The 22,627-nt window shown below is 63.1% G+C and carries 21 protein-coding genes; 12 read left to right on the top strand and 9 right to left on the bottom strand.

What is annotated here, in order from left to right; genetic code table 11:
• Positions 1–61: 61 nt before the first annotated feature.
• Positions 62–835, top strand: coding sequence for a DUF502 domain-containing protein (locus tag AC07UB_RS02735; RefSeq protein ID WP_494652248.1), 774 nt, complete (start codon positions 62–64; stop codon positions 833–835).
• 55 nt (positions 836–890) lie between these two features.
• Positions 891–1,196, top strand: coding sequence for a hypothetical protein (locus AC07UB_RS02730; protein WP_492789152.1), 306 nt, complete (start codon positions 891–893; stop codon positions 1,194–1,196).
• A 3-nt stretch (positions 1,197–1,199) separates the two neighbouring features.
• Here the strand turns inward: AC07UB_RS02730 and recG are convergent, their stop codons facing one another.
• Positions 1,200–3,308: an ATP-dependent DNA helicase RecG gene (recG, locus tag AC07UB_RS02725; protein WP_494652249.1), complete on the bottom strand. Its 2,109-nt coding sequence runs from the start codon at positions 3,306–3,308 to the stop codon at positions 1,200–1,202.
• 135 nt (positions 3,309–3,443) lie between these two features.
• Between recG and AC07UB_RS02720 the strand changes: the two genes are divergently transcribed.
• Together AC07UB_RS02720 and mfd are read left to right on the top strand one after the other, a co-directional pair.
• A complete protein-coding gene (locus AC07UB_RS02720) occupies positions 3,444–3,731 on the top strand; it encodes a succinate dehydrogenase assembly factor 2 (RefSeq protein WP_494652700.1) in 288 nt (95 codons plus the stop codon).
• Positions 3,728–7,243, top strand: coding sequence for a transcription-repair coupling factor (gene mfd, locus AC07UB_RS02715; protein ID WP_494652251.1), 3,516 nt, complete (start codon positions 3,728–3,730; stop codon positions 7,241–7,243). Before AC07UB_RS02720 ends, mfd begins: the two co-directional genes overlap by 4 nt.
• Positions 7,244–7,294: 51 nt before the next feature.
• On the opposite strand, the gene AC07UB_RS02710 is transcribed toward mfd, so the two are convergent.
• The 4 genes from AC07UB_RS02710 to AC07UB_RS02695 form a co-directional block, all read right to left on the bottom strand.
• Complete coding sequence (locus AC07UB_RS02710) at positions 7,295–7,684, bottom strand: PRC-barrel domain-containing protein (protein ID WP_492789155.1); 390 nt, start codon at positions 7,682–7,684, stop codon at positions 7,295–7,297.
• 84 nt (positions 7,685–7,768) lie between these two features.
• Positions 7,769–9,028 carry a GGDEF domain-containing protein gene (locus AC07UB_RS02705; protein ID WP_494652252.1) on the bottom strand — a complete coding sequence of 420 codons (1,260 nt, stop codon included), beginning with the start codon at positions 9,026–9,028 and terminating at the stop codon, positions 7,769–7,771.
• A gap of 108 nt (positions 9,029–9,136) precedes the next feature.
• Positions 9,137–10,651, bottom strand: a complete 1,515-nt coding sequence (locus AC07UB_RS02700; RefSeq protein WP_492792616.1) for an AMP-binding protein — start codon at positions 10,649–10,651, stop codon at positions 9,137–9,139.
• 32 nt (positions 10,652–10,683) lie between these two features.
• Positions 10,684–12,399: an extracellular solute-binding protein gene (locus AC07UB_RS02695; RefSeq protein ID WP_492792617.1), complete on the bottom strand. Its 1,716-nt coding sequence runs from the start codon at positions 12,397–12,399 to the stop codon at positions 10,684–10,686.
• A gap of 406 nt (positions 12,400–12,805) precedes the next feature.
• Between AC07UB_RS02695 and AC07UB_RS02690 the strand changes: the two genes are divergently transcribed.
• Positions 12,806–13,588, top strand: a complete 783-nt coding sequence (locus AC07UB_RS02690; RefSeq protein WP_494652254.1) for an invasion associated locus B family protein — start codon at positions 12,806–12,808, stop codon at positions 13,586–13,588.
• A gap of 151 nt (positions 13,589–13,739) precedes the next feature.
• Complete coding sequence (locus tag AC07UB_RS02685; protein WP_492789158.1) at positions 13,740–13,937, top strand: hypothetical protein; 198 nt, start codon at positions 13,740–13,742, stop codon at positions 13,935–13,937.
• Between the two features lie 92 nt (positions 13,938–14,029).
• Here AC07UB_RS02685 and hspQ read toward each other — a convergent pair whose 3' ends face one another.
• Positions 14,030–14,362 (bottom strand): heat shock protein HspQ, encoded by a 333-nt coding sequence (gene hspQ / locus AC07UB_RS02680; RefSeq protein ID WP_492789159.1) that lies wholly within the window; start codon positions 14,360–14,362, stop codon positions 14,030–14,032.
• A 127-nt stretch (positions 14,363–14,489) separates the two neighbouring features.
• On the opposite strand from hspQ, the gene AC07UB_RS02675 reads away from it, so the two are divergent.
• Positions 14,490–15,443 carry an AEC family transporter gene (locus AC07UB_RS02675; protein ID WP_494652256.1) on the top strand — a complete coding sequence of 318 codons (954 nt, stop codon included), beginning with the start codon at positions 14,490–14,492 and terminating at the stop codon, positions 15,441–15,443.
• Positions 15,444–15,568: 125 nt separating this feature from the next.
• Entirely contained in the window at positions 15,569–16,246 is a 678-nt protein-coding gene (locus AC07UB_RS02670) for a nitroreductase (RefSeq protein WP_492789161.1), read from the top strand.
• Positions 16,247–16,339: 93 nt separating this feature from the next.
• Here AC07UB_RS02670 and AC07UB_RS02665 read toward each other — a convergent pair whose 3' ends face one another.
• Positions 16,340–16,513, bottom strand: a complete 174-nt coding sequence (locus AC07UB_RS02665; RefSeq protein WP_492789162.1) for a DUF1328 domain-containing protein — start codon at positions 16,511–16,513, stop codon at positions 16,340–16,342.
• Between the two features lie 544 nt (positions 16,514–17,057).
• On the opposite strand from AC07UB_RS02665, the gene AC07UB_RS02660 reads away from it, so the two are divergent.
• Positions 17,058–17,279 (top strand): hypothetical protein, encoded by a 222-nt coding sequence (locus tag AC07UB_RS02660; protein ID WP_492789163.1) that lies wholly within the window; start codon positions 17,058–17,060, stop codon positions 17,277–17,279.
• A gap of 19 nt (positions 17,280–17,298) precedes the next feature.
• On the opposite strand, the gene AC07UB_RS02655 is transcribed toward AC07UB_RS02660, so the two are convergent.
• Positions 17,299–18,486, bottom strand: coding sequence for a UbiH/UbiF family hydroxylase (locus AC07UB_RS02655; protein WP_494652258.1), 1,188 nt, complete (start codon positions 18,484–18,486; stop codon positions 17,299–17,301).
• 158 nt (positions 18,487–18,644) lie between these two features.
• On the opposite strand from AC07UB_RS02655, the gene pcsA reads away from it, so the two are divergent.
• From pcsA to AC07UB_RS02640, 3 genes are all read left to right on the top strand, one after another.
• Positions 18,645–19,376: a phosphatidylcholine synthase gene (pcsA, locus tag AC07UB_RS02650; RefSeq protein WP_494652260.1), complete on the top strand. Its 732-nt coding sequence runs from the start codon at positions 18,645–18,647 to the stop codon at positions 19,374–19,376.
• On the top strand, positions 19,373–20,110 hold the full coding sequence (locus AC07UB_RS02645; RefSeq protein WP_494652261.1) for a TerC family protein: 738 nt from the start codon (positions 19,373–19,375) through the stop codon (positions 20,108–20,110). The genes pcsA and AC07UB_RS02645 overlap by 4 nt, the downstream gene beginning before the upstream one ends.
• A gap of 86 nt (positions 20,111–20,196) precedes the next feature.
• On the top strand, positions 20,197–21,171 hold the full coding sequence (locus tag AC07UB_RS02640) for a quinone oxidoreductase family protein (protein WP_494652262.1): 975 nt from the start codon (positions 20,197–20,199) through the stop codon (positions 21,169–21,171).
• 98 nt (positions 21,172–21,269) lie between these two features.
• On the opposite strand, the gene rimO is transcribed toward AC07UB_RS02640, so the two are convergent.
• Complete coding sequence (gene rimO / locus AC07UB_RS02635) at positions 21,270–22,595, bottom strand: 30S ribosomal protein S12 methylthiotransferase RimO (RefSeq protein ID WP_492789168.1); 1,326 nt, start codon at positions 22,593–22,595, stop codon at positions 21,270–21,272.
• Between the last annotated feature and the right edge of the window lie 32 nt (positions 22,596–22,627).

Genomic DNA, 22,627 nt, shown 5'->3' with positions numbered 1-22,627 from the left:
GATGTCGTAATGATTTGCGATGCTGCTTGCGTACTGTGATTGAGGATGGTTCGGTTCTGCGATGAATGAAACCACGCCAAACCTGGCTCCAGGAAGCCTGCCTCCCGCCGGGCCGGACGTGCCGCGCGGTGCGATGGCGCGCCTGCGCACCTATTTTCTGACCGGACTGGTCATCGCCGGACCGATCGCGATTACGTTCTACCTGACGTGGTGGTTCGTGACCTGGGTCGACGGCATCGTGCGGCCGTTCGTGCCGATCGCATACCGTCCCGAAACCTATCTGCCGTTCGGCCTGCCGGGTTCAGGCCTGATCGTCGCCGTCTTCGCGCTGACGTTTCTCGGCTTCCTCACCGCCAACCTGATCGGCCGTACGCTGGTCGATCTCGGTGAAAACCTGCTCGGGCGGATGCCTGTGGTGCGCGCGATCTATCGCGGCCTGAAGCAGGTGTTCGAGACGCTGTTTTCCGGAAACGGATCGAGCTTCCGTCGCGTCGGCCTTGTGGAATTTCCCTCGCCGGGGATGTGGTCCATCGTGCTGATCTCGCAGCCGCCGAGCGTCGAGATCGCCGCCAGTCTTCCGGGCAAGGAAGAGTTCATCTCGGTGTTCCTGCCGTGCGCCCCGAACCCGACCACGGGTTTCTTCTTCTACGTGCCCAAGAGCAAGATCATCGACATCGACATGAGCGCCGAGGATGCGGCGACGCTCATCATGTCGGCTGGCGTAGTCCAGCCCGGCGGTGACGCGCAGAAGAAGGTCAACGCGCTGGCCGAGATGGCCAACGCCGCCCGCGTCGCGACAGCGTCGCAGACGCCCACCGCCGCCAAGGTGGACTAGTTTTGCTTCATTCGGGCGGCAGCGCGACAACTCGGTAACAGGCAGATCGATACCCATGCGCGCTATTACAACGCGATCGCTTGTCTGGACGGTTGTTCTGATCAGCGTTGTCGTGACCGTCGTGACCGAACTTCGGATTGCAGGCTACGGCGTCGGCACGTCGATTTCCGCTATCGCGGCTTATGCCGCGTTCTTCGTGAATATCGCGTGTTCGGGTCTGGGATTCAGGACTCCAGAGTGGCGATGGTGGGTCGGCAATTTCGCATTGAGCATACTGACCATGACCATGATCGGCGCTCCCACGATCCCGAGCGCGCTGTGGACGGCTGGACGCGTCTTCGTCGCACGGCATCTGACATAAGCGTCAGCCGGCACCGATCAGCGGCAGGGCTTCGTCGCGCTCATAGAGATAAAGCAGGCACCGCAGCGCATCGCCGCGCTCACCCTTGAGTTTCGGATCGGTCTGCATAATCCGCAGCGCCTCGTCGCGCGCCTGCGCGATCAACTGCGCATGAACCTCCGGCCGCGCGATGCGATAGCCGGGCAGGCCGCTCTGGCGGGTGCCGAGCACTTCGCCTTCGCCGCGCAGGCGTAAATCTTCCTCAGCGATGCGAAAGCCGTCGGCCGTCTCGCGGATCACCTTCAGGCGCGCGCCGGACATTTCCGTGAGCGGCTCATGATAGAGCAAGATGCATGTCGAGGCCTCCGAGCCTCGCCCGATGCGCCCGCGCAATTGGTGCAGCTGTGCGAGCCCGAAGCGTTCGGCGTTCTCGATCACCATGATGGTAGCCTGCGGGACATCGACGCCGACTTCGACCACGGTCGTCGCCACCAGAAGCTGAATCTCGCCGGCAGCGAACTGCGCCATCACGCGATCCTTCTCGGTGCCTTTCATCTGGCCATGAACTATGCCGACCCGTTCGCCGAAGCGCTTTTGCAGCGTCTCGAAACGCTTTGTTGCGTTGGTGAGGTGGTCGTGGCCTTCCGCTTCCGATTCCTCCACCAGCGGGCAGATCCAGTAGGCGCGCTTGCCTGACTCCAGCGCACGGTCGAGACCGTCCACGACCTCACGCAGACGGCTCTTGGCGACGGCGCGGGTGTCGATCGGCTGGCGGCCTGCGGGCTTCTCGCGCAGTTCGGAAATATCCATGTCGCCGAAATATGTCAGCACCAGCGTGCGCGGGATCGGCGTGGCGCTCAGCACCAGAACATCGACGGCGTCGCCTTTCTCGGTGAGCGCAAGCCGCTCGCGCACGCCGAAGCGATGCTGTTCGTCCACGACGGCCAGCGCCAGCGACTTGAAGATCACATCGTCCTGGATCAGCGCATGGGTACCCACCAGAAGATCGATCTCGCCGCTGGCGAGCCGCTCGATGATGTCGCGGCGTTCCTTGCCTTTCTCGCGGCCGGTCAGGATCGCGACGCGCATCCCCGCGCGCTCCGCTAAGGGAGCAATGGTCTTGATGTGCTGACGCGCAAGAATTTCCGTCGGCGCCATCAGCGCCGCCTGCTTGCCGGTCTCAGTGACGGCGGCTGCCGCGAGCAGGGCGACCACTGTCTTGCCGGACCCAACGTCGCCTTGCAGGAGGCGCAACATCCGCACCGGCTGGTTCAGATCGTCGGCGATGGCCTTCGCGGCGTCTTGTTGTGAGGTGGTCAGCGCGTAAGGCAGCGCGTCGATGATCTTGTGTCGCAGATGTCCGTCGCCGGCATTGCGCACGCCGGCGGGCCGGCGCAATTGCGCGCGTACCAGCGCCAGCGCAAGTTGTCCGGCAAGCAGTTCATCGAACGCAAGCCGTGACCAGAACGGATTCTGCGGCAGGATGTCGGTGAGTTCGTTGGGCTCGTGGACGCGATGCAGCGCCTCGGCAACCGGCGGAAACGAACATCGTCGCAGCACCTCGGGACTGATCCATTCCGGCAGGGCCGGCAGTTTTTGCAGCGCCTGCACCATGGCGCGGCGGATCGAGCCGATGGCGAGGCCTTCGGTGAGCGGATAGACCGCGTCGATCTGCGGCAGTTTCGCGAGGCCTTCCTCGTCTACCACGCGGTCGGGATGCACGATCTGCAAGGTGCCGTCGAACATCTGCGCGGTGCCGGAGACGAACCGCTTCTCGCCCTTGGGCAGCAGCTTCTCGATGTAATCGGGCTTGGCGCGGAAATAGGTGAGGACCACGTCGCCGGTCTCGTCGCTGGCGTAGACCAGGTGCGGCGCCTTGGAGCGGCCGGGCGGCGCGGGGCGGTGACGGTCGATGGTCACTTCCAGTGTCACAACGGTGCCTGGAACCGCGTCGCGGATGGTCGGCCGCGCGCGGCGGTCGATCACGTTGGTCGGCAGATGCAGCAGCAGGTCCACCAGCCGCGGCGTCTCGCTGCGGTCGAGCAGGTAGCGAAACAGCTTGTCCTGCTTCGGCCCGACGCCTGACAGGCTCGTCACGGGCGCAAACAGGGCATTGAGCAACGGTGGGCGCATCGTGGCGACTCGTTAGAGGGCTGCTTTTGCATATCCTGAATGCAAGGTCAGAGAAATGCTGACATCGGCAATCATGATGGCTATATCAAGCTTCCCGGCACGTCCGGGCTTTTTGCGTTGGAGAAGGCGACGGACATGACGGGAACGACACGATCGAGCGAGGGTCTCGATGACCGGCGCAAGCGGCTGCTGTATCGCTGCTGGCATCGCGGCACGCGCGAGATGGACATCATCCTCGGCGGTTTTGCCGACGCGAAGATCAGCGAGTTGAGCGATGCGGACGTGGCCGACCTCGAACGTCTGATCGAGTTGCCGGACCCCGATCTCTACGCAGCATTCAGCGGCGGGCAGCCGCTCGCGCCGGACTATGCGGACGGCATCTACGTTCGCATCAAGACCTATCTGGATGGTTCGCGCGCATGAAGGCCCCGACGCGGTCGCCCGCGCAATTGCTTCGTCCCGGCCATGCGCTGACGCTGTCCAATGTTTCGGAAGGCGCGGAAGGCCTTGTCGTGTCCGATCTCGCCCGCGCGGTCGCGGCCAAGAAGGACGCGCCCGCCGTTAGTCTCGCGGTGGTATGCCGCGACGGCCCGCGCATGGCGCAATTGGCGCGCGCGCTGGAATTCTTTGCGCCCGACATCGGCGTGATGCAGTTTCCGGCCTGGGACTGCCAGCCTTATGACCGTGTCTCGCCCCATGGCGGCATCCTCGCGCAACGCCTGACCACACTGGCGCGGCTTTCGCGGCTTCAGGGCAGCGAGAAGCCGCTGATCGTGCTGACCACGGTCAACGCCATCGTTCAGCGGGTACCCGCGCGTGAGGTGGTGGCGGCGCAGGCGCTGTCGGTCGCGCCGGGGCACCGTGTGCCGATGGATTCCATCGCGTCGTGGCTAGAACACAATGGTTACAGCCGCACCTCGACGGTGCGGGAGCCCGGCGAATACGCCGTGCGCGGCGGCATCCTCGACCTGTTTCCGGCGGGACTCGACCAGCCGGTGCGGTTCGACTTCTTCGGCGACACGCTTGAATCGATCCGCACCTTTGACGCGGAATCGCAGCGCACGCTGCTCGACATGCGCGCGCTCGATCTGGTGCCGGTGTCGGAATTCCAGCTTGTCACGGAAACCATCAAGCGTTTCCGCATGGCGTATGTGGCGCAGTTCGGTGCGCCTGAGCGCGACGATATGCTGTACGAGGCGGTGAGCGAAGGCCGCCGCCATCCCGGCATGGAGCACTGGCTGCCGCTGTTCCAGGAACGGATGGATTCGCTGTTCGATTATCTCGGGGCCGCGCCTGTCGTGCTCGAACATCAGGCCGAGGACGCCGCGCGCGAGCGCTTCACCCAGATCAACGACTATTACGAAGCGCGGCGCGAGGTCATGAATACGCCGGGCGGCGGCGCGATCTACAAGCCGCTGCCGCCGGACCGGCTCTATCTCACCGACGCGGAATGGACGGCGCTGCTGGGCGACAGTTCACTGGCGCGGCTGACGCCGTTCGCGGTGCCGGACGGTGAAGGCTTCATCGATATTGACGCGCGGCAGGGCCGCGACTTCGCGCCGGAGCGCGCAGACACCAAGGTCAATGTGTTCGAGAGCGTGGTGGCGCACATCAACGGGCTTCAGTCCGCGCGCAAGAAAGTGGTCGTCGCGCTGTGGTCCGAAGGCTCGCGCGACCGCATGGCCTCGATGCTGAAGGACCACAAGCTGCTCAACATCACCAGCGTCAATTCGTGGCGCGCGGTGCAGGCGACGCCGCGCAACGAGACCATGCTAGCGGTGATCGGCCTCGAATCCGGTTTCGAGACCGAGACCACGGCGCTCATTACCGAACAGGACATTCTCGGCGATCGTCTGGTGCGTCCGCGCAAGGCCAGCCGCAAGCTCGAGAACTTCATCTCGGAAGTCACGTCGCTCGCCACCGGCGATCTGGTGGTGCATGTCGAGCACGGCATCGGGCGCTTTGTCGGCTTGCAGACCTTGCAAGTCGGCGGCGCGCCGCACGACTGCCTCGAACTGCACTACGCCAACGAGACCAAGCTGTTTCTCCCGGTCGAGAACATCGAACTGCTGTCGCGCTACGGCTCCGACCACAGCAATGTCGAACTGGACCGGCTCGGCGGCGGCGGATGGCAGGCGCGCAAGGCCAAGCTGAAGAACCGCATCCGCGAGATCGCGGGCGACCTCATCAAGATCGCCGCCGAGCGTCATGTCCATGTCGCGCCGAAATTCCCGGTGCATCAGGGCACCTACGACGAATTCTGCGCGCGCTTTCCTTACGAGGAGACCGAAGACCAGCTTGGCGCCATCAATTCGGCGCTGCACGATCTCGACGCCGGCCGCCCGATGGATCGCCTGATTTGCGGCGACGTCGGTTTCGGCAAGACGGAAGTGGCGTTGCGCGCGGCGTTTGCCGTGGCGCTGGACGGCAAGCAGGTCGCGGTCGTGGTGCCTACCACGCTACTCGCGCGTCAGCACACCAAGACCTTCACCGAGCGCTTCAAGGGTTTCCCGGTCAATGTCGCGCAGGCTTCGCGGCTGGTGGCGCCCAAGCAGATGACGCAGGTGAAGAAGGATCTGGCCGACGGCAAGGTCGACATCATCGTCGGCACCCATGCGCTGCTCGGCAAGAGCATCAAGTTCAAGGATCTCGGGCTCCTGATCGTGGACGAGGAGCAGCACTTCGGCGTCAGCCACAAGGAACGGCTGAAGCAGTTGCGCGCTGAGGTCCATGTGTTGACGCTGTCGGCGACGCCGATCCCGCGCACGCTGCAACTGGCGCTGACGGGGGTGCGCGAGTTGTCGATCATCGCATCGCCGCCGGTCGATCGTCTCGCCGTGCGCACGTTCGTGGCGCCGCACGATCCGCTGATGATCCGCGAGGCGCTGCTGCGCGAACGGTATCGCGGCGGCCAGGCGTTCTATGTCTGCCCGCGCATCGAATATCTTGCCGAGGCCAAGGACTTCCTCGACAAGCATGTGCCGGAGATGAAAGTCGCGGTCGCGCACGGCCAGATGCCGCCGACGGTGATCGAGGACATCATGTCCGCGTTCTACGACGGCAAGTACGACATCCTGCTCTCGACCACGATCGTGGAGTCGGGACTGGATATTCCGACGGCGAACACGCTGATCGTGCATCGCGCCGACATGTTTGGCCTCGCGCAGCTTTATCAGTTGCGCGGCCGGGTGGGGCGCTCGAAGCTCCGCGCCTATGCGCTGTTCACGCTGCCGGCGCAGCAGAAGATTACCGCGCAGGCCGAACGCCGCCTGAAGGTGTTGCAGTCGCTGGAAAACCTCGGCGCGGGTTTCCAGTTGGCCTCGCACGATCTCGACATTCGCGGCGCGGGCAATCTGCTCGGCGAGGAACAGTCCGGCCACATCAAGGAAGTCGGCTTCGAATTGTATCAATCGATGCTGGAAGAGGCGATCCTCTCGCTCAAGGCCGGCATCTCGGAGCCTGTCGCGGACCGCTGGTCGCCGCAGATCACGCTCGGAATGCCGGTGCTGATTCCGGAAGATTTCGTGGCGGATCTCTCGATCCGGCTGTCGCTGTATCGCCGCCTTGCGGATCTGGACACCGACGACGAAATCGAGAATTTCGGCGCGGAGTTGCGCGACCGTTTCGGCCCACTGCCGGACGAGGTCCGCTATCTGTTCCAGATCGCGGCGGTCAAGGCGTATTGCCGGAGAGCCAATGTCGAGAAGGTCGATGCAGGGCCGAAGGGCGCAGTCATCACGTTCCGCGACAACTCCTTCGCGCAGCCGGAGAAGCTGGTTTACTTCATCCGCCAGCACGGACAGGCCGCGAAGGTGCGCCCCGACATGAAGGTGGTGTTCTTCCAGGAATGGAGCACGCCCGAGGAGCGCGTCGAAGGCACGACCACGATCCTGCGCGATCTCGCCAATCTGGCGGAAGGCAAAAAGGCGGCGTGAGACGATACGACCGCGGGTCGAAACCCGCGGCCGCTCGTTCGTCAAACTATCTTACTTCGGATACTTGAACTCAGGCGCAGCCTTGAGTTGGTCCTTGGTCGTGTTCATCGTCGCGCGCCAGGTGTCCTTGTCCTTGTCGTACTTCACGTTGAGCGACGAGGGTGACACGGCGACATAGTGCTCGCCGACGCCGAGGAAGCCGCCGACCGAGAGGATCATGGCCTGAACCTGCTGGCCCTTGCCGATGGCGAGATCGGAGATTTCGCCGACCTTTTCATCCTTCTGGTTGTAGACGTTCAGACCCTTGAGCTTGGAGCTGAACATCTCATCCTTGGTGACGGTCGAGAACTTCGCCTCGGCGGGAGCGGTCCCGCTGGTCTGGGCGAGGGCTGGGGCAGCAAGAATCGCCAGCGCGGCGCCGATAAGTGCAATCTTCTTCATGGTAGCCTCCAATGCGATAGAGGCTCACCAATGCAGAGCTGGTTCGATTGTTCCGGACGATTCTGAAACTGTGGTGCCTGGAGTTTACGACGCCACGCGCTGCGTTTCGGTGTGGAGCCGCGCCAGTATAGCGGACGCGGTATCGCCCGGCATCAGTGTCGCCAGCGTGACATGAGGATCGAGCCGCTGCTCGCGCTTGGCGCTGTACATGGTGTGCTTCAGCACGCTGCCGAGCCGCCGTGCGATCACATGCGCATTGCGCAGATCGGTTTCGGCGAACACAACGAGGATCGCGCCATCGTCGTCGAGCGTTGCGAAATCCATCCGCCGCATCAGCCGGCTGAGAATGCGCGCCGCGTCGAGGCGCATCCGCTCGGATGTTGCGCCGTGGGCGAAGGTAATGCGGGCGACGGACAATCCCGCGCCGCGCGCGTGGGTGTCGGTTACCGCCGTTTCAAAGTCGCGGCTGAAGGCCTCGTTGGTCAGCAACCCGGTACGCGGATCGAGCAACCCGCCGACATCAATCGATCTCAGCGCGCGGGCGATGCGGGACTCGAACGCCTGCTGCCGGATCAGCGGGATGGCGAGGGCGGCAATGGTGTGCGGATCGCCGTTGGCGATTTCGAGATTTGGCAGATCGTAGTCGGCGGTCAGCCCCGATCCGCTTCCGACCACCACCGGAAGGTTGCGGAAGCGGGCATCTTCCGAGAGCACCGTCAGGAAGGCGTCCAGAACGCGAAGCGTGAATCCCTCGCCGACGATGATGCCGTCAAGCTCGCGGGCGTTGAGATGCCGGGCGGCGGCCTCGATGCTGAGCGCGCCGACGACGCCCATCTGCTCGCCGAGCGCGACCGACAGGGCCGGATAGGACGCGCCGCGTCCGATCAGCAGCACGGTCGCGTCGTCAATCGGGTCGCTTGTCGGCATATGCGTCGATGTGGTGCGATCGTTGGCCAGACGGCGCAGCAGCGTGGCGTGCAGGGCACGCACGCGCAGCGCAGCGTTCAGACGGCTCACGAGACGTTCGGGGCTTCGTCCGGCCTGTGTGAACGGAAGAACATTGTGCGGCAACGATGCGCCGGGATCGAGCGCGATCACTGGCATATACGGATCGACGCGCGCGGCGCGTTCCGCGAGATCGGTCAACGCGGTCGCATTGTCTTCCAGATCGGCGGCGAGAACGGCAGCCGGGCGCAGCCGTGCGACCGCATCCATGGCGTCCGGCCAGTCGACATCCACCAATGGAAACGTTTTCACCTGCGCGACGGCGTCGGCTAGCGCACGACCTTCGAGAATATGGCTTTCCCGATTTGAGACAGTGACGATCGGGCCTTGCTGCGACATGGTTCTGCCATTCAGAGAAAAATACACACAGCCGAATGTGTCCGCCTGCGCGCGAAATCCTAGGCTGCGGGCCTTAATGGCAGGTCAATGTGAGCGTGGAATTTGGGCTTAGCTGGAACGGTCGCGAAAGGCTTCGACCATCAAAGGGTTAAGGCCCAACTCGCCCAGCGCTTCACGGGCGCGATGGTTGTCGCTGGCGCGGCCGGCGAGACGGAAGCCGTTGAGCTGGTCCGGCAGCGCGGTCAGCATCGCGCCTGCGGCAAGCCGCTTGGCCCATTCGTCAAGGTCGTCCGAGAGAAAGCGGTATCCACCGACACCGACGATTCCGACAGGCGGCGCGGTGATGGCGATGGCTCCCGTCGCGCGATCGGCGTGTGCGGCATAACCTGTGTCGACGTAGTCGGGTGAGGATGTTTCGGTCAGGGAGTCTCCCGACGGAGGACGATAGGCGGCGACCGGCACCATCGCGCCGCGCAGGGCCAGCGTCGCCTTCGGCGTTACGATAATCTCGCCGATGGATTTTGAGCTTGCGCCGCGCGGCGCGCCGAACGATCCGGCTGTGACAGGCGCGGGCGAGCCGTCATCCAGCCTGCGGGCGGCGAACAGGCCGATCTCGCCGAACAGATAGACGTCAGTCAGCGTCGAACTCGGGTCCTGCCAGTCGTCGCTGGTCATGACGCGGTCCGGCGTGCGCCAGAGACCGATCACATGCTTGATCGCGGTTTGCGGTCGCGCAAACACGCCGCTCTCCACCAGCCGGATGGCGAGCGGAGCGGGCGAAATCAGCGTGTCGAAATGGCCGTCGACGATCTGCTTTTCGAGAATTTGCAGATCCGCCGGGTGGTGCAGCGCGAGCGAGCCACCGCCGAGCAGCCACGTCACCACCGACGACGCGAACGCCGCGAACGAGGCAGGCGCCATCGCTGAAAGCAGCCGCGCGCCTTGGGGCAGCCCGCTTTCAAGGAACACTGCGAGGCCGCCCGCGATCAGTTGCGGATGGTTGCGCGGGATCGCGCGAAATCCGTCGGGCGTGACGTCGAACGTAATGATGGCCGGCCGCCGCGCATCCGGCGGCGCGGGCGGCAGCCAGCCGTTCATGCCGCTGGTGGTAATCTCGAGCGGTGCCATGCCTTCGGGCAAATCCTTGCCGAAGCCGAATACATTGCGGATCGAGAAGGCTTCTGCGGCGGCGTTGAGCGCGAGATCCGCATGATCGACAATCTCGATGCGGCTGGTGGACACAATGGCGCGCGCCCCGATCCGGTTCAGCGCCGTGGTCAATTCCGACTGCCGCCAGAGTTGCGGCAGCAGCGCCGCCACCAGACCCGCGCGGATGGCGCCCAGCACCGTCACCACGAACTCGATGGTGTTGGGCATCTGGATGCCGATGATGGAGCCCTGCGGCAACCCGGCCTCGACAAAGCGCGCGGCGATGGCGGACACGGCTTGATCGGCTTCCGCGAAGGTCAGCTGCACCGGCGCTTCGCCGGTGACGCGCTGCTTGTTCGGCGGATCGATCAGCGCTGTGGCGTCCGGCTGGCGGGAGACTGTGCGCCGAAACAGATCGTCCAGCGTCAGCGCCGCGCCCGTTGAGGTCGCGGGTGAAGCCGGCGCGGTCTGCAAGGTCTCGGTCACGTCTTCCACTATCTCAATACTCACGGCGCTTTTGCACCCGGCTTGTACCACCACGTTTCCGGCAAGCTGCCGGTGAGCGCGGTGGCCTTGGGCCGTTCTATCCGATTCCAGCGGGCGAGCCATTGCTGCTGGGCGTTATAAAGCGGGATAGCGTAGAAGCCCGCGATCAGCGCCCGGTCGAGTGCCCGCACCGCGGGAACAAATTCGGTTTTCTCACGCGCTTCGAGCATCGCCGCGATCATGGCGTCGATGGCGGGGGATTTCGCGCCCATGTAGTTGCGCGTGCCCTGATTGTCGGCAGCGGCGCTGCCCCAGTAGAATGCCTGCTCATTGCCCGGCGACAGGGATTGATCCCAGCGGTTCTGGATCATGTCGAAGTCGAACGAGAGCCTGCGCTGGTCGAACTGCACGGCGTCCACCGCGCGCACCGAGATGGCGATGCCCGCGCGCTTGAGATCGCGCTGATAGGCGAGCGCAATCCGTTCCTGATCGCGCGTGGTCACCAGAATTTCGAACGTGAGCGGCGCCCGGTTGCTCTTCTGACGCAAGACGTTGCCGTCGAGCTGGTATCCGGCCTGCGCCAGCAGCGCGAGCGCCGCGCGCAGCGTATCTCGGTCGCGGCCCGAGGCATCGGTCACGGGCAGGCGATAGCTGCCGTCCATGATGTCGGGCCGAACAGCGGCCGCGAAAGGCGCGAGCAGCTTCTGTTCCTGTGCGTCGGCCGGGCGCTTGTAGGCGGACAATTCGGAACCCGCAAAAAAGCCCGCTGAGCGGCCGTAAAGGCCGAAGAAGTAGTTGCGGTTGATCCATTCGAAATCGAACAGCAGCGTCAGCGCCTGCCGCACGCGAATATCCGCGAACACCGGCCGCCGCGTGTTGAACACCAGAAACTCCGACGGCTGCGGCGTACCCGGCTTGATTTCGTCGCGAATGACCTCGCCGCTGCGCGCCGCGGGGAAATTGTAGCCCTCGTGCCAGCGCAGCGGTTCGTGCTCGAAGCGAAAATCGTACAGCCCGCGTTTGAACGCCTCGAACGCGCCGTTGGCCTCGCGATAGTAATCCAGGCGGACCTCGTCGAAGTTCCACAGCCCGCGATTCACCGGCAGATCGCGGCCCCAATAGTCCGGGTTGCGCGTCATGGTTACGCTCGCGCCTGCACGCAAGGCGGTGACCCGGTAGGGGCCGGAGCCGACCAGGCCGGTGAGGGAGGTTTCCTCAAACGTGGCGAGGTCCACGGCGTGTTTCGGGAAAATCGGCATCAGGCCGAGGATGAGGGGGAGTTCGCGGTCGTTCGCCGCGCCGAAGTCGAAGCGGATGGTGCGCTCGTCCAGCGCCTCGGCTTTTTCGACCTTGGCGTAGTACAGCCGGTGATTGGGGCGGCCCTTGTCGCGCATCAACTCCCAGGAAAACAGCACATCGGCTGCCAGCACCGGCTGGCCGTCGGAGAACTTCGCCAGCGGATTGAGCCGGAAGGTGACGGTGTTGCGCGCGTCGTCGGTCGCGATGCTTTGCGCCAGCAGTCCATAGAGCGTGAACGGCTCGTCGTTGCCGCGCGCCATCAGGCTTTCGATCACGTAGCCGCGGATTTGCTGGACCGCGAGACCCTTCACGATGAAGGGATTGAGGCTGTCGAACGCACCCGGCACGCCGAAAACGATCCGTCCGCCCTTCGGCGCGTCGGCATTGGCGTAAGGCATGTGGGTGAAGTTTGCGGGCAGGGCAGGCGCGCCGTGCATGGCGATGCCGTGTGCCGGACCACCGGATGATCCTGCCGGTTGCGCATGGATCGTGCTCGACGCCAGCGCGGCCCAGATCGATGCAGCCCCGGCCAACGCGGCGCGCCCAAGCATTCGCTCCCGGCTTCTGCCGCTGCGGCGCAACGTGGATGGCACCTTGTTTGATTCGGCGGAGATCACGCCAAAATTTACCACGGCGGACCCGGATTATGCGGGTTACGACCGGCAAATATCACTGTTGGCATTGATCTTTTCGCAAGCCGTTGTATTGAAGGCGAGCAATTCGAGGACGGCTGCGCGCTCTGTCACGTATCCGCCTCAATTGGCTCCGAGACAGCCGCCGAACAAACAGGCATCCGGGCCCCAAGCGGGAGCGGGCGTTAAGGTTCAGAAAGGGTTTTCCACAATGAATTTCCGTATCTTGGCCGCGCAGGCCTCGCCGCGCAGCCGGGTGTTTGTCGCCCTGACCGCCAGTGCATTTTTGGCCGCTGCGACCATTTCCGGCGCACACGCCCAGGCGCCAGCTCCCGGCGCTCCAGCTCCGAAGGCCGCGCCCAAGGCTGCCGCACCGAAAGCTCCCGCGAAGGGCGCACCGGCACCTGCCGCTCAGGCACCCGCCGCGGGCGCACCGGCGCAGCCTCCTGCCGACCAGCAGGTGCAGTTGATCTATCAGCCCTGGACCAAGTTCTGCATGAAGGGCCAGGACGCCAACGCCAAGCAGGTCTGCTTCACCGGCAAGGACGGCCGCATCGAGTCCGGCCAGCCGGTCGTCGCCGCCGTCATCATCGAGCCGGAAGGCGAACCGAAGAAGCTGCTGCGCGTCACCCTGCCGCTCGGCATGCAACTCGTTCACGGCACCCGCATCATCGTCGACGCCAACGCACCACAGCAGAGCCCTTACGTGATCTGCTTCGCCAACGGCTGCATGTCGGATTACGAAGTGACGGCCGACATGCTGAGCCAGATGAAAAAGGGCCAGAACCTCGTGGTGCAGGCGATCAACGCCAACGGCGCACCGCTGACGCTGGCGCTGCCGCTCGCCGAATTCGCCAAGGCCTATGACGGCCCGCCGACCGACCCGAAGGTGTTCGAGGAAACCCAGAAGAAGCTGCAGGAAGAACTGCAGAAGCGCGCGGCGGAAGCCCGCCAGAAGCTGGAGAACGCGGCCCCGCCGGCCGCCGCCAAGTAACACGCTTCAATCTGCCAACAACGAAGGGCGCGCAGCAATGCGCGCCTTTTTTGTTTGTGTGATGCGGATCAAAAACTAGGTCAGGGGATTAACCGAAGGCGGCTCCAACGCCGCCACGCTTTCGCTTGCCCCTTGCCAGGAGACTCACGACATGGCCGACAACGGTTCGCTCTCGCTGCCAGAACTTGAAGACCGTATCGCGATCCTGCGGGACAACATCCGGCAACTGATCGAGCAGGCGGCCGCCGCGTCCGGCGGTCAGGACGAAGAGCGCAACGCCGATCGCATCGCCCAGCAGACGGAAGAACTCGAAGCGCTGGTCAAGGAGCGCGACCGGCGCGGGGGGTAGCGCGAGCAAATCTCCGGCGTCGTTCCGGAGGGGTTGCCAAGCACGCGGAATGAAAGCGCGTTGGATGACGGCGGTGAGAACTCGGGAAACCGTCAGTTCAGCGACGGATTGCGGGGGCGATAGCCGCCCGACTTGTCCTTGACGAAAATCTCGGCGACCTGCGAATGGCGGATCGGCTCGCCGGTATCGTCAGGCAGCAGGTTTTGCTCCGAAACGTAGGCGACATATTCGGACTCGGAATTTTCGGCCAGCAGGTGGTAGAACGGCTGGTCCTTGTGAGGGCGCATTTCCTCAGGGATAGACAGCCACCATTCCTCGGTGTTGTTGAATTCCGGATCGATATCGTAAATCACGCCACGGAAAGAGAAAATCCGGTGGCGGACGATCTGGCCGATCTGAAACTTGGCGGTGCGCGCTTTTATCATCTCCCGTCGAATAGACCATGATTGTGGCCGATGCTAGGGGCTAAACCCTGAATTGAGCGGGGCGGGGGGCACCCCTGCGGCGCGGTCAATGCGGCAGTCTTGCCAAGAAATTCGAGTGCATATCCCGATGATCGATATCCTGAACCTTGCCCTCCCGTATTTCGGGTTGATCTTCATCGGCTATGCCTGCGGCAAGTACAAACGCCTGCCGGAGGCGGGCCTGGAGTGGATGAACTTTTTCCTGCTCTATGTTTCGCTGCCGGCGCTGTTCTTTAGAACCCTTGCAAGGACGCCGTTCGAGGAACTGAACAACGCGCCTTTCGTGATCGCCACGACGGCGGCGACCGCGAGCGCGTTCTTTCTGTCGATGTTCGGCGCAAAGCTGATCGGCAAACTGTCGATGCGCGAATCCGCGATGGCGGGACTGGGCGGCGGCTACGGCAACATCGGGTACATGGGGCCGGGACTCGCACTGGCGACACTGGGCGCGAAGGCGACTGCGCCCGTGGCGCTGATCTTCTGCTTCGACACTATTTTCCTGTTCACGGTCGTGCCGCTGCTGATGGTGCTGACCGATGGCGAGCGCCGGCCGCTGCTGCCGACCGTTGCTCTGGTGGCGAAGCAGATCCTGCTGCATCCGCTGATCATCGCGTCCTATTTCGGCGTGCTGGTTGCCGCGTTTCACATTCCGGTCCCGGTCGCGTTCGACAACATGTTCCAGTTTTTGCAAAGCGCCGCGGCGCCGGTGGCGCTGTTCGCGCTGGGCGTGACGGTGGCGCTGCGCCCGTTCGAGCGCGTGCCATGGGAGGTGCCGGGCGTCATCTTCGTCAAGCTGATCGCGCATCCGCTGATCGTGTTCGGGCTGCTGATGCTGCTCGGCCCGTTCCCGCCGGAATGGGCGGCGACGGCGCTGCTGCTGGCCTCATTGCCGCCGGCGCTCAACGTGTTCGTGATCGCGCGTCAGTACGATACGTGGATCGAGCCGGCATCGACGCTGGTGCTGATCGGAACGTTCGTATCGGTGGTGACGCTCACCAGCGTGATGTGGATGATCAAGACCGGCGCGCTGACGTTCCCGTAACTATCGGCTTCGGGCCGACAGCGGACGTCCCGCCTGTCTATTCAGATCGCCCACCTTGCATGGAGGGCAATGAACCGCAAATATCCAACCAATTCCAAGGTGTCACTTCAGGGAATTCCAGAACAATGCAGTTTGATGATGTTATCCTCGGCCGCCGGAGCATCCGTGGCTACAAACCGGATCCCGTGCCCAAGGCGCTGATTGAGGAAATTATCGGTTTGGCGATGCGCGCTCCGTCGTCGATGAATACCCAACCATGGAATTTCTACGTCATCACCGGCGAGCCGCTCAATCGAATCCGAGCCGGAAATACTGAGCGGATGGTGGCAGGCGTTCCGCAGTCGCGCGAATTCCGCATCGGTCAGGCATTTGCCGGTCAGCATCGCGACAGGCAGGTTGGCGTCGCCAAGCAGTTGTTCTCCGCAATGGGGATCGCGCGCGATGACAAGGATATGCGACAGGACTGGGTTCTGCGTGGCTTCCGTCAGTTCGACGCGCCTGTATGCATCATCGTGACATATGATCGCGTGCTGGACGGCAGCGATGACACGCCCTTCGATTGCGGCGCCGTGGCAACCGCCTTGGTCAACGCTGCCTGGTCTCGGGGACTGGGCGCCGTGATTAACAGCCAAGGCATAATGCAGTCACCGGTGGTGCGGGAGCATGCCGGAATAGCCGACGATCAGGTCATCATGAAAAGCATCGCATTGGGATGGCCGGATGAAAATTTTCCGGCAAACGCGGTGGTGTCCGAACGAAAGTCAGTCAAAGAAGCCACCGTATTCGTGGGTTTCGACAATTAACTCCTAACGCCCCCGCCATGATGGCGAGCGGCCTTCGCGCATTGCGAAGCGGCGGATCGGGCCGAACGTGTTCCCGTCAGGCCGGTCTCGTCATCACGCTCGAAAGATCGTGAACCCGAGAATGAGCAGGATCAGGAAGATCACGCCGAAGATGTAGAACAGCACGCGCGCGATATCCGCCGATGCAGCGGAGACCCCGGTGAATCCGAACACGCCTGCGACGACCGAGATCAAAAAGAAGATCAAAGCCCATTTCAGGATCGTCATGGTGAAATCCTCACTTTTTCAGATCCGGTAAACTACGGGCGGATTGGAATGTTCCAACGTCATGGAACATCTCGCAGGCATACCGATTGTTCAGTAAGGAATCGAAATAGCTATGGGAGGTAGCTATGAGGGCAATCGGACTTGCTTTCGTGCTCTCGCAAATCCTGGTTTCGACAGCCGTTTTTGCGCAATCGACAAGCGGAATAGGTAGTGGAGCGGCCGGAAGGACCACTGCACCCGGAGCCGCAAGCGGCGGTTCTCTCGGCATGAGCGCAGGCGCACCGGGTACCAACTCCGTGGGTACGGCGGCACCGGCGTCAGGCGCAGGAATGACGACAGGATCCGGAGCATACGGCCTGCTCGGCACAGGTGATCCGGCGATCGACAAGCACGAGAAGGATGTGAGCCAAAAAATCAGGAGCATCTGCAAGGGATGCTGAGAGCTGCTCGGCGCAGGCCGGCCGTTGTGACTGCCGTCGACTTACCGCGACGTGCTCCCGCTGCAAGCTGCGGTGAGCTTGGCGGAAAGCAGGGAGTATTTTCGATGACGGTTAATCATCCCAATGCCAAAAAGATATGGACGACGATTGAAATCGACAAGGATGGCGTGGAGACGGTCCTGGTTGTGGAAACCGACCTCGAGTTGAATGCCGCCGCCCCGGCTTTCGATGTCGCCAAGGTGGATGCTTTAATTGATGCTGCAACGAAAAGTTTTGCCGCCAGCGGCGGAACGATTGATCGTGTTCATCTCGTCCCGGTCAGGTGAGATCATTGCGTCGCGACAATTAACGTCCACGCCATGACGGCGACAGGCCTTCGCGCATCGCGAGGCGGCGGATCGGGCCGAGCGTGTTCAGCATGTGCATTCCGGCGGCGCGCAGCGATTGCGCGGGCAGGAAATCGCTGAGCAATGTGCGGTTCGCCATGTCCACCGCGAAAATCCTGCTGAATACATCGGCGCGGCGCGCGCGGGCATAGGCGTGCAGCACGACGTCCGCGCCGGGATCGCCGCCCATCAGCAACGCATCGCGCACGATGTCGGCGAGATCCGCGGCATCGCGCAGGCCCATGTTGAGCCCCTGCGCGCCGATCGGCGGCAGCACATGCGCGGCTTCACCCACCAGCACGATACGTTTCGCTGCGAGATGCTCGGGGTTCTCGATGGCCAGCGGAAAGACATGGCGGCCGGGCGCTATGGTCAGCTTGCCCAAGATGGAGTGCGATTGCTTTTCAAGCGCGAGTGCAAGCTGCGCGTCGTCGAGCGTCTTCAGCCGCTCGGCCTCGCTGGGTTTGACCACCCAGACCACGCTGGAGCGCTGGCCGGGAAGGGGCACGAACACGCAAGGCCCGGACTCGGTGTGAAACTCGGTCGAGCAATCGTTGTGCGGACGGGCGTGCGCGATGTTGAGCGTCAACGCGGACTGGCCGAGGTCGCGCCGTTTGACGCCGATGCCTGCGGCCTCGCGACAGAGCGAATGCCGTCCGTCAGCTCCGACGACGAGAGAAGCCGTGAGGGACCGGCCCTCCTTAGTCGAGACGGTGACGGCGGACTCATCGCTAACGACGGATTGCGCCTCGTCATCGATACGAACGAGGTTCGGCAATTCCGACGCGCGTTCTTCCATCGCGATCATCAGCAGGCGATTCTCGATGTTGGAACCGAAAGCCTCCATGCCGATCTCGTCCGACGAGAATTTCACCTCCGGCGAGCGGATCAGGCGGCGCGTATCGTCCACCAGCCGCATCACGCGCAATGCTGCGGACTCGTCGGCGCAGCGCAGCCACACATCCAGCGATTGCAGAAAATCCACCGAGCCGCCCAGCAGCGCCGTGGTGCGGTTGTCGGCATAAGGCGAACGCCGCGCGATCAGGGCGGTCGCGACACCGGCTTGTGCCAGTGCAATGGCGGTGGCGAGCCCGGCGGGTCCGCCGCCCACGACTGCGGCCTGATAGTGGGAAGGGTGATCGGTCATCGGCACATGTATGGTCGGAATTTCCGGGCGTCACAATCCATTTTGGGCGTCATCTTGCAGAGCATTTAAGGCAATTCCGGAGCGGGTTTCCCTCGCCGTACCCTGATCGTGCGGCCGGATATGCAAAAGACAGGGAATCCTGATAGTCACAACGGCAGATGAGCGAGCCCGATCAGGACCAGCCCCCATATTCCGCCAAGGCGCGCCGCCACGCGTTCGGCGTTCATATTTTCACGGCGCTGGGCGGAGCGATCGCACTGATCGCCATGCTGGAGGCGGTGAGGGAACACTGGGCGGCGATGTTCGGCTGGCTGGGCCTGGCACTTCTGATCGATGGCCTCGACGGGCCGCTGGCGCGCAGGCTGAACGTCGACGAGGTGCTGCCGAACTGGTCCGGCGATACGCTGGATCTGGTGGTCGATTTCCTGACCTACGTTTTCGTGCCGGCCTATGCGATCACCGCGAGCGGGTTGCTGATCCCGCTGGCGACGCCGCTGCTGGGCGGGGCGATCGTCATTTCCGGCGCGCTGTATTTTTCCGACCGGCGCATGAAGGGCGACGACAATCATTTTCGCGGGTTTCCCGCACTGTGGAACGCGGCGGCGTTCTATCTGTTCCTGCTGAAGCCGCCGGCTGCGGTCGGCAGTATCGCGCTCGCCATTCTCGTGGCGCTGACCTTCGTGCCGTTCCATGTGATGCATCCGCTGCGCACCGTACGCTTCCGCAAGCTGAACATCGCGCTGATCGCCATCTGGGCGTTGCTGGCGTTGTACGCGATCGCCGCCAATTTTGCCGTTTCGCCGTGGATCTCCGCGGCGCTGTGCGCCATCGGCGTTTACGTTCTTCTGAGTGACGTGTTGATCCGATTATTGGGCTGGAGCCGCGCATGATGGAATTGCTGATGAGTCCCGAAGCCTGGGTCGCGCTGCTGACCCTGACGGCGCTCGAAATCGTTCTCGGCATCGACAACGTGATCTTCCTGTCGGTGATCGTGTCACGGATTCCGCCCGCGCAAGCCGAGAAGGCGCGCAAGATCGGCCTTGCGCTCGCGCTGGTGTTCCGGATTGCGCTGCTGAGTATTCTGGTCTGGCTGATCGGATTGACCGAACCCGTCATCACCGTGGGCAAGTTCGTGCTGTCGTGGCGCGACATTATTCTCATCGTCGGCGGCCTGTTCTTGATCGCCAAGGCCACTCACGAAATTCACGCCGAGGTCGAGGCGCGGGATGAAGAGGACAGCGCGAAGGCGACGCCCAGCGCGTTCTTCTGGGTGATCGTGCAGATCATTATCATTGACCTCGTGTTCTCGATCGATTCGATCATCACTGCCATCGGCATGGTGCAGGAGATCGAAATCATGATTGCCGCGGTCATTATCGCCGTCGGCGTGATGTACGTCTCGTCGGGGCCCGTGGCCGCATTCGTGAAGGAGCATCCGACCACCAAGATGCTCGCACTGGCGTTTCTTGTCTTGATCGGCGTCGCGCTGGTCGCGGATGGATTCCACTTCCACATTCCGCGCTCGTTTATTTATGTCGCGATCTGCTTCTCGGCGGCGGTGGAGGCATTCAACATTCTCGCCAAGCGCAATCGCAAGAAGCGGGCGAAACGTGTCAGCGCCTAGGCGCGGCGGCGGGGCGCGTTGACAATTTGTTGCCGATGGACTTCGCTCCCGGTTGGGATCGTTCAAGAAAAGGCTCGGGAGAAACCATGACCAAGGCTGTGCGCGTCCATCAGGTGGGCGGTCCGGAAGCGATGATCTTTGAAGACGTGGATGTCCCCGCGCCCGGCAACGGCGAGGTGCGTATCCGCCAGCACGCGATTGGCCTGAATTTTATCGATACCTACTACCGCACCGGTCTCTACAAGGCGCCGGGCCTGCCGTTCATCGTCGGCAACGAGGCTTCGGGCGAAGTGATTTCGGTCGGGCCGGGCGTGACCAATTTCCATCCAGGCGATCGCGTGGCGTACTACTTCAACCTCGGCGGCTACGCGACCGAGCGGAACATCCTGGCGGACAAGCTGGTGAAGTTGCCGGATCACATCACCCATGAGCAGGCCGCCGTGCTGATGCTCAAGGGCCTGACGGTCTGGTACCTGCTGCACAAGACCTTCAAGGTAGAGCCCGGCCATCGTGTGCTGATCCATGCGGCGGCCGGCGGCATCGGCTTGCTCGCATGTCAGTGGGCGAAGGCGCTGGGCGCAAATGTGATCGGTACCGTCGGCACGAAAGAGAAGGCCGAACTAGCGCTGTCCAATGGCTGTGATCACGTCATCCTCTACAAGGAAGAGGATTTCGCGGCGCGCGTGAAACAGATCAGCCGTGGCGAATTGTGCGACGTGGTCTATGACGGCGTCGGCAAGGATACGTTCGCGGGATCTCTCAAGTCGCTCAAGCAGCGCGGATTGTTCGTGAGCTTCGGCAATGCGTCGGGGCCGGTGCCGCCATTCTCAATAGCCGAACTCAACAACCACGGCTCGCTGTTCGCGACCCGCCCGAAACTCAACGACTATGTCGGGACGCGCAAGGAACTGATCGAGGGCGCGGACACGCTATTCGCCGCCGTCATCAGCGGCACACTGCATGTGCCGATCAACCACGCCTATGCGCTGAAGGATGCGCAGAAGGCGCACCGCGATCTCGAAAGCCGCGTCACGACGGGATCGTCGATCCTGAAGCCGTAGTTTTTGCTGTTATTGCGAGGAGCGTAAGCGACGAAGCAATCCATTCCTTTATGCAAAGAGGGATTGCTTCGCTTCGCTCGCAATGACGAGAAAAATACCTAAAATCCCGCCACGGTCCCGTGCAGATCGTACTGATCTGCGCGGTCGATCTTCGCGGTGACGATGTCGCCGACCTTCAACGGACGGCGGCTTGAGACGTAGACGCTGCCGTCGATCTGCGGCGCATCGGCCTTCGAGCGGCCTTTCGAGACGGTCGGGCCGACTTCGTCGATGATGACCTGCTGGCGGGTGCCGACCTTGCGCTTGAGGCGTTGCGCGGAAATCTTCTGCTGCCGCGCCATCAAGGCATTCCAGCGCGCGGTCTTGATCTCTTCGGGCACCGGATTCTCGATGGTGTTCGAGGTGGCGCCCGCAACCGGCTCATACTTGAAGCAGCCGACGCGGTCGATCTGCGCCTCGTCCAGCCAGTCGAGCAGATACTGGAAATCGGAATCGGTCTCGCCGGGAAAACCGACGATGAAGGTCGAGCGCAGCGTGAGATCCGGACATTCGTCGCGCCACTTCTTGATGCGGGCGAGAGTCTTGTCTTGTGCGGCGGGGCGGCGCATCTGCTTCAGCACACCGGGAGAGGCGTGCTGGAACGGGATGTCGAGGTAAGGCAAAACCTTGCCCTCGGTCATCAGGCTGATGACTTCGTCGACATGCGGGTAGGGATAGACGTATTGCAGCCGGACCCATGCGCCGAGTTCGCCGAGCTCGCGCGACAGATCGAAAAACTTCGCGCGAACCTCGCGGTCCTTCCAGATGCTGGTCGCGTATTTGATGTCCACGCCATAGGCCGATGTGTCCTGCGACACCACCAGCAATTCCTTGACGCCGGCGGTGACAAGTTTCTCGGCCTCGAGCAGGACCTCTTTCGCCGGGCGTGACACGAGATCGCCGCGCAGCTTCGGAATGATGCAGAAGGTGCAGCGATTGTTGCAGCCTTCGGAAATCTTCAAGTAGGCGTAGTGGCGCGGGGTCAGCTTGATGCCCTGCGGCGGCACCAGATCAATGTGCGGGTTGTGCAGCGGCGGCAGCGCGCGATGCACGGCGTCGAGCACGCTCTCATATTGCTGCGGGCCGGTAATCGACAGCACGTTCGGGTAGGCTTTCTCGATCTGCTCGGGCTCCGCGCCCATGCAGCCGGTGACGATCACCTTGCCGTTCTGTGCCATGGCTTCGCCGATGGCGCCGAGCGACTCCTGCTTGGCGCTGTCGAGAAAGCCGCAGGTGTTGACGATCACAATGTCCGCGCCGTCGTGCTTGCGCGCGAGTTCATAGCCTTCGGCGCGCAGCCGCGTAATGATGCGCTCGGAGTCCACCAGGGCCTTGGGGCATCCAAGCGACACAAAACTGACTTTTGGGGCGATGCCCTGTTCCATTGTTTCCAGCCTGATGGGGAAGTGCAGGAGCT

The sequence above is a fragment of the Afipia sp. GW821-FHT04G03 genome, assembly GCF_059419985.1.
This window is presented reverse-complemented; position numbering and strand designations above follow the sequence as displayed.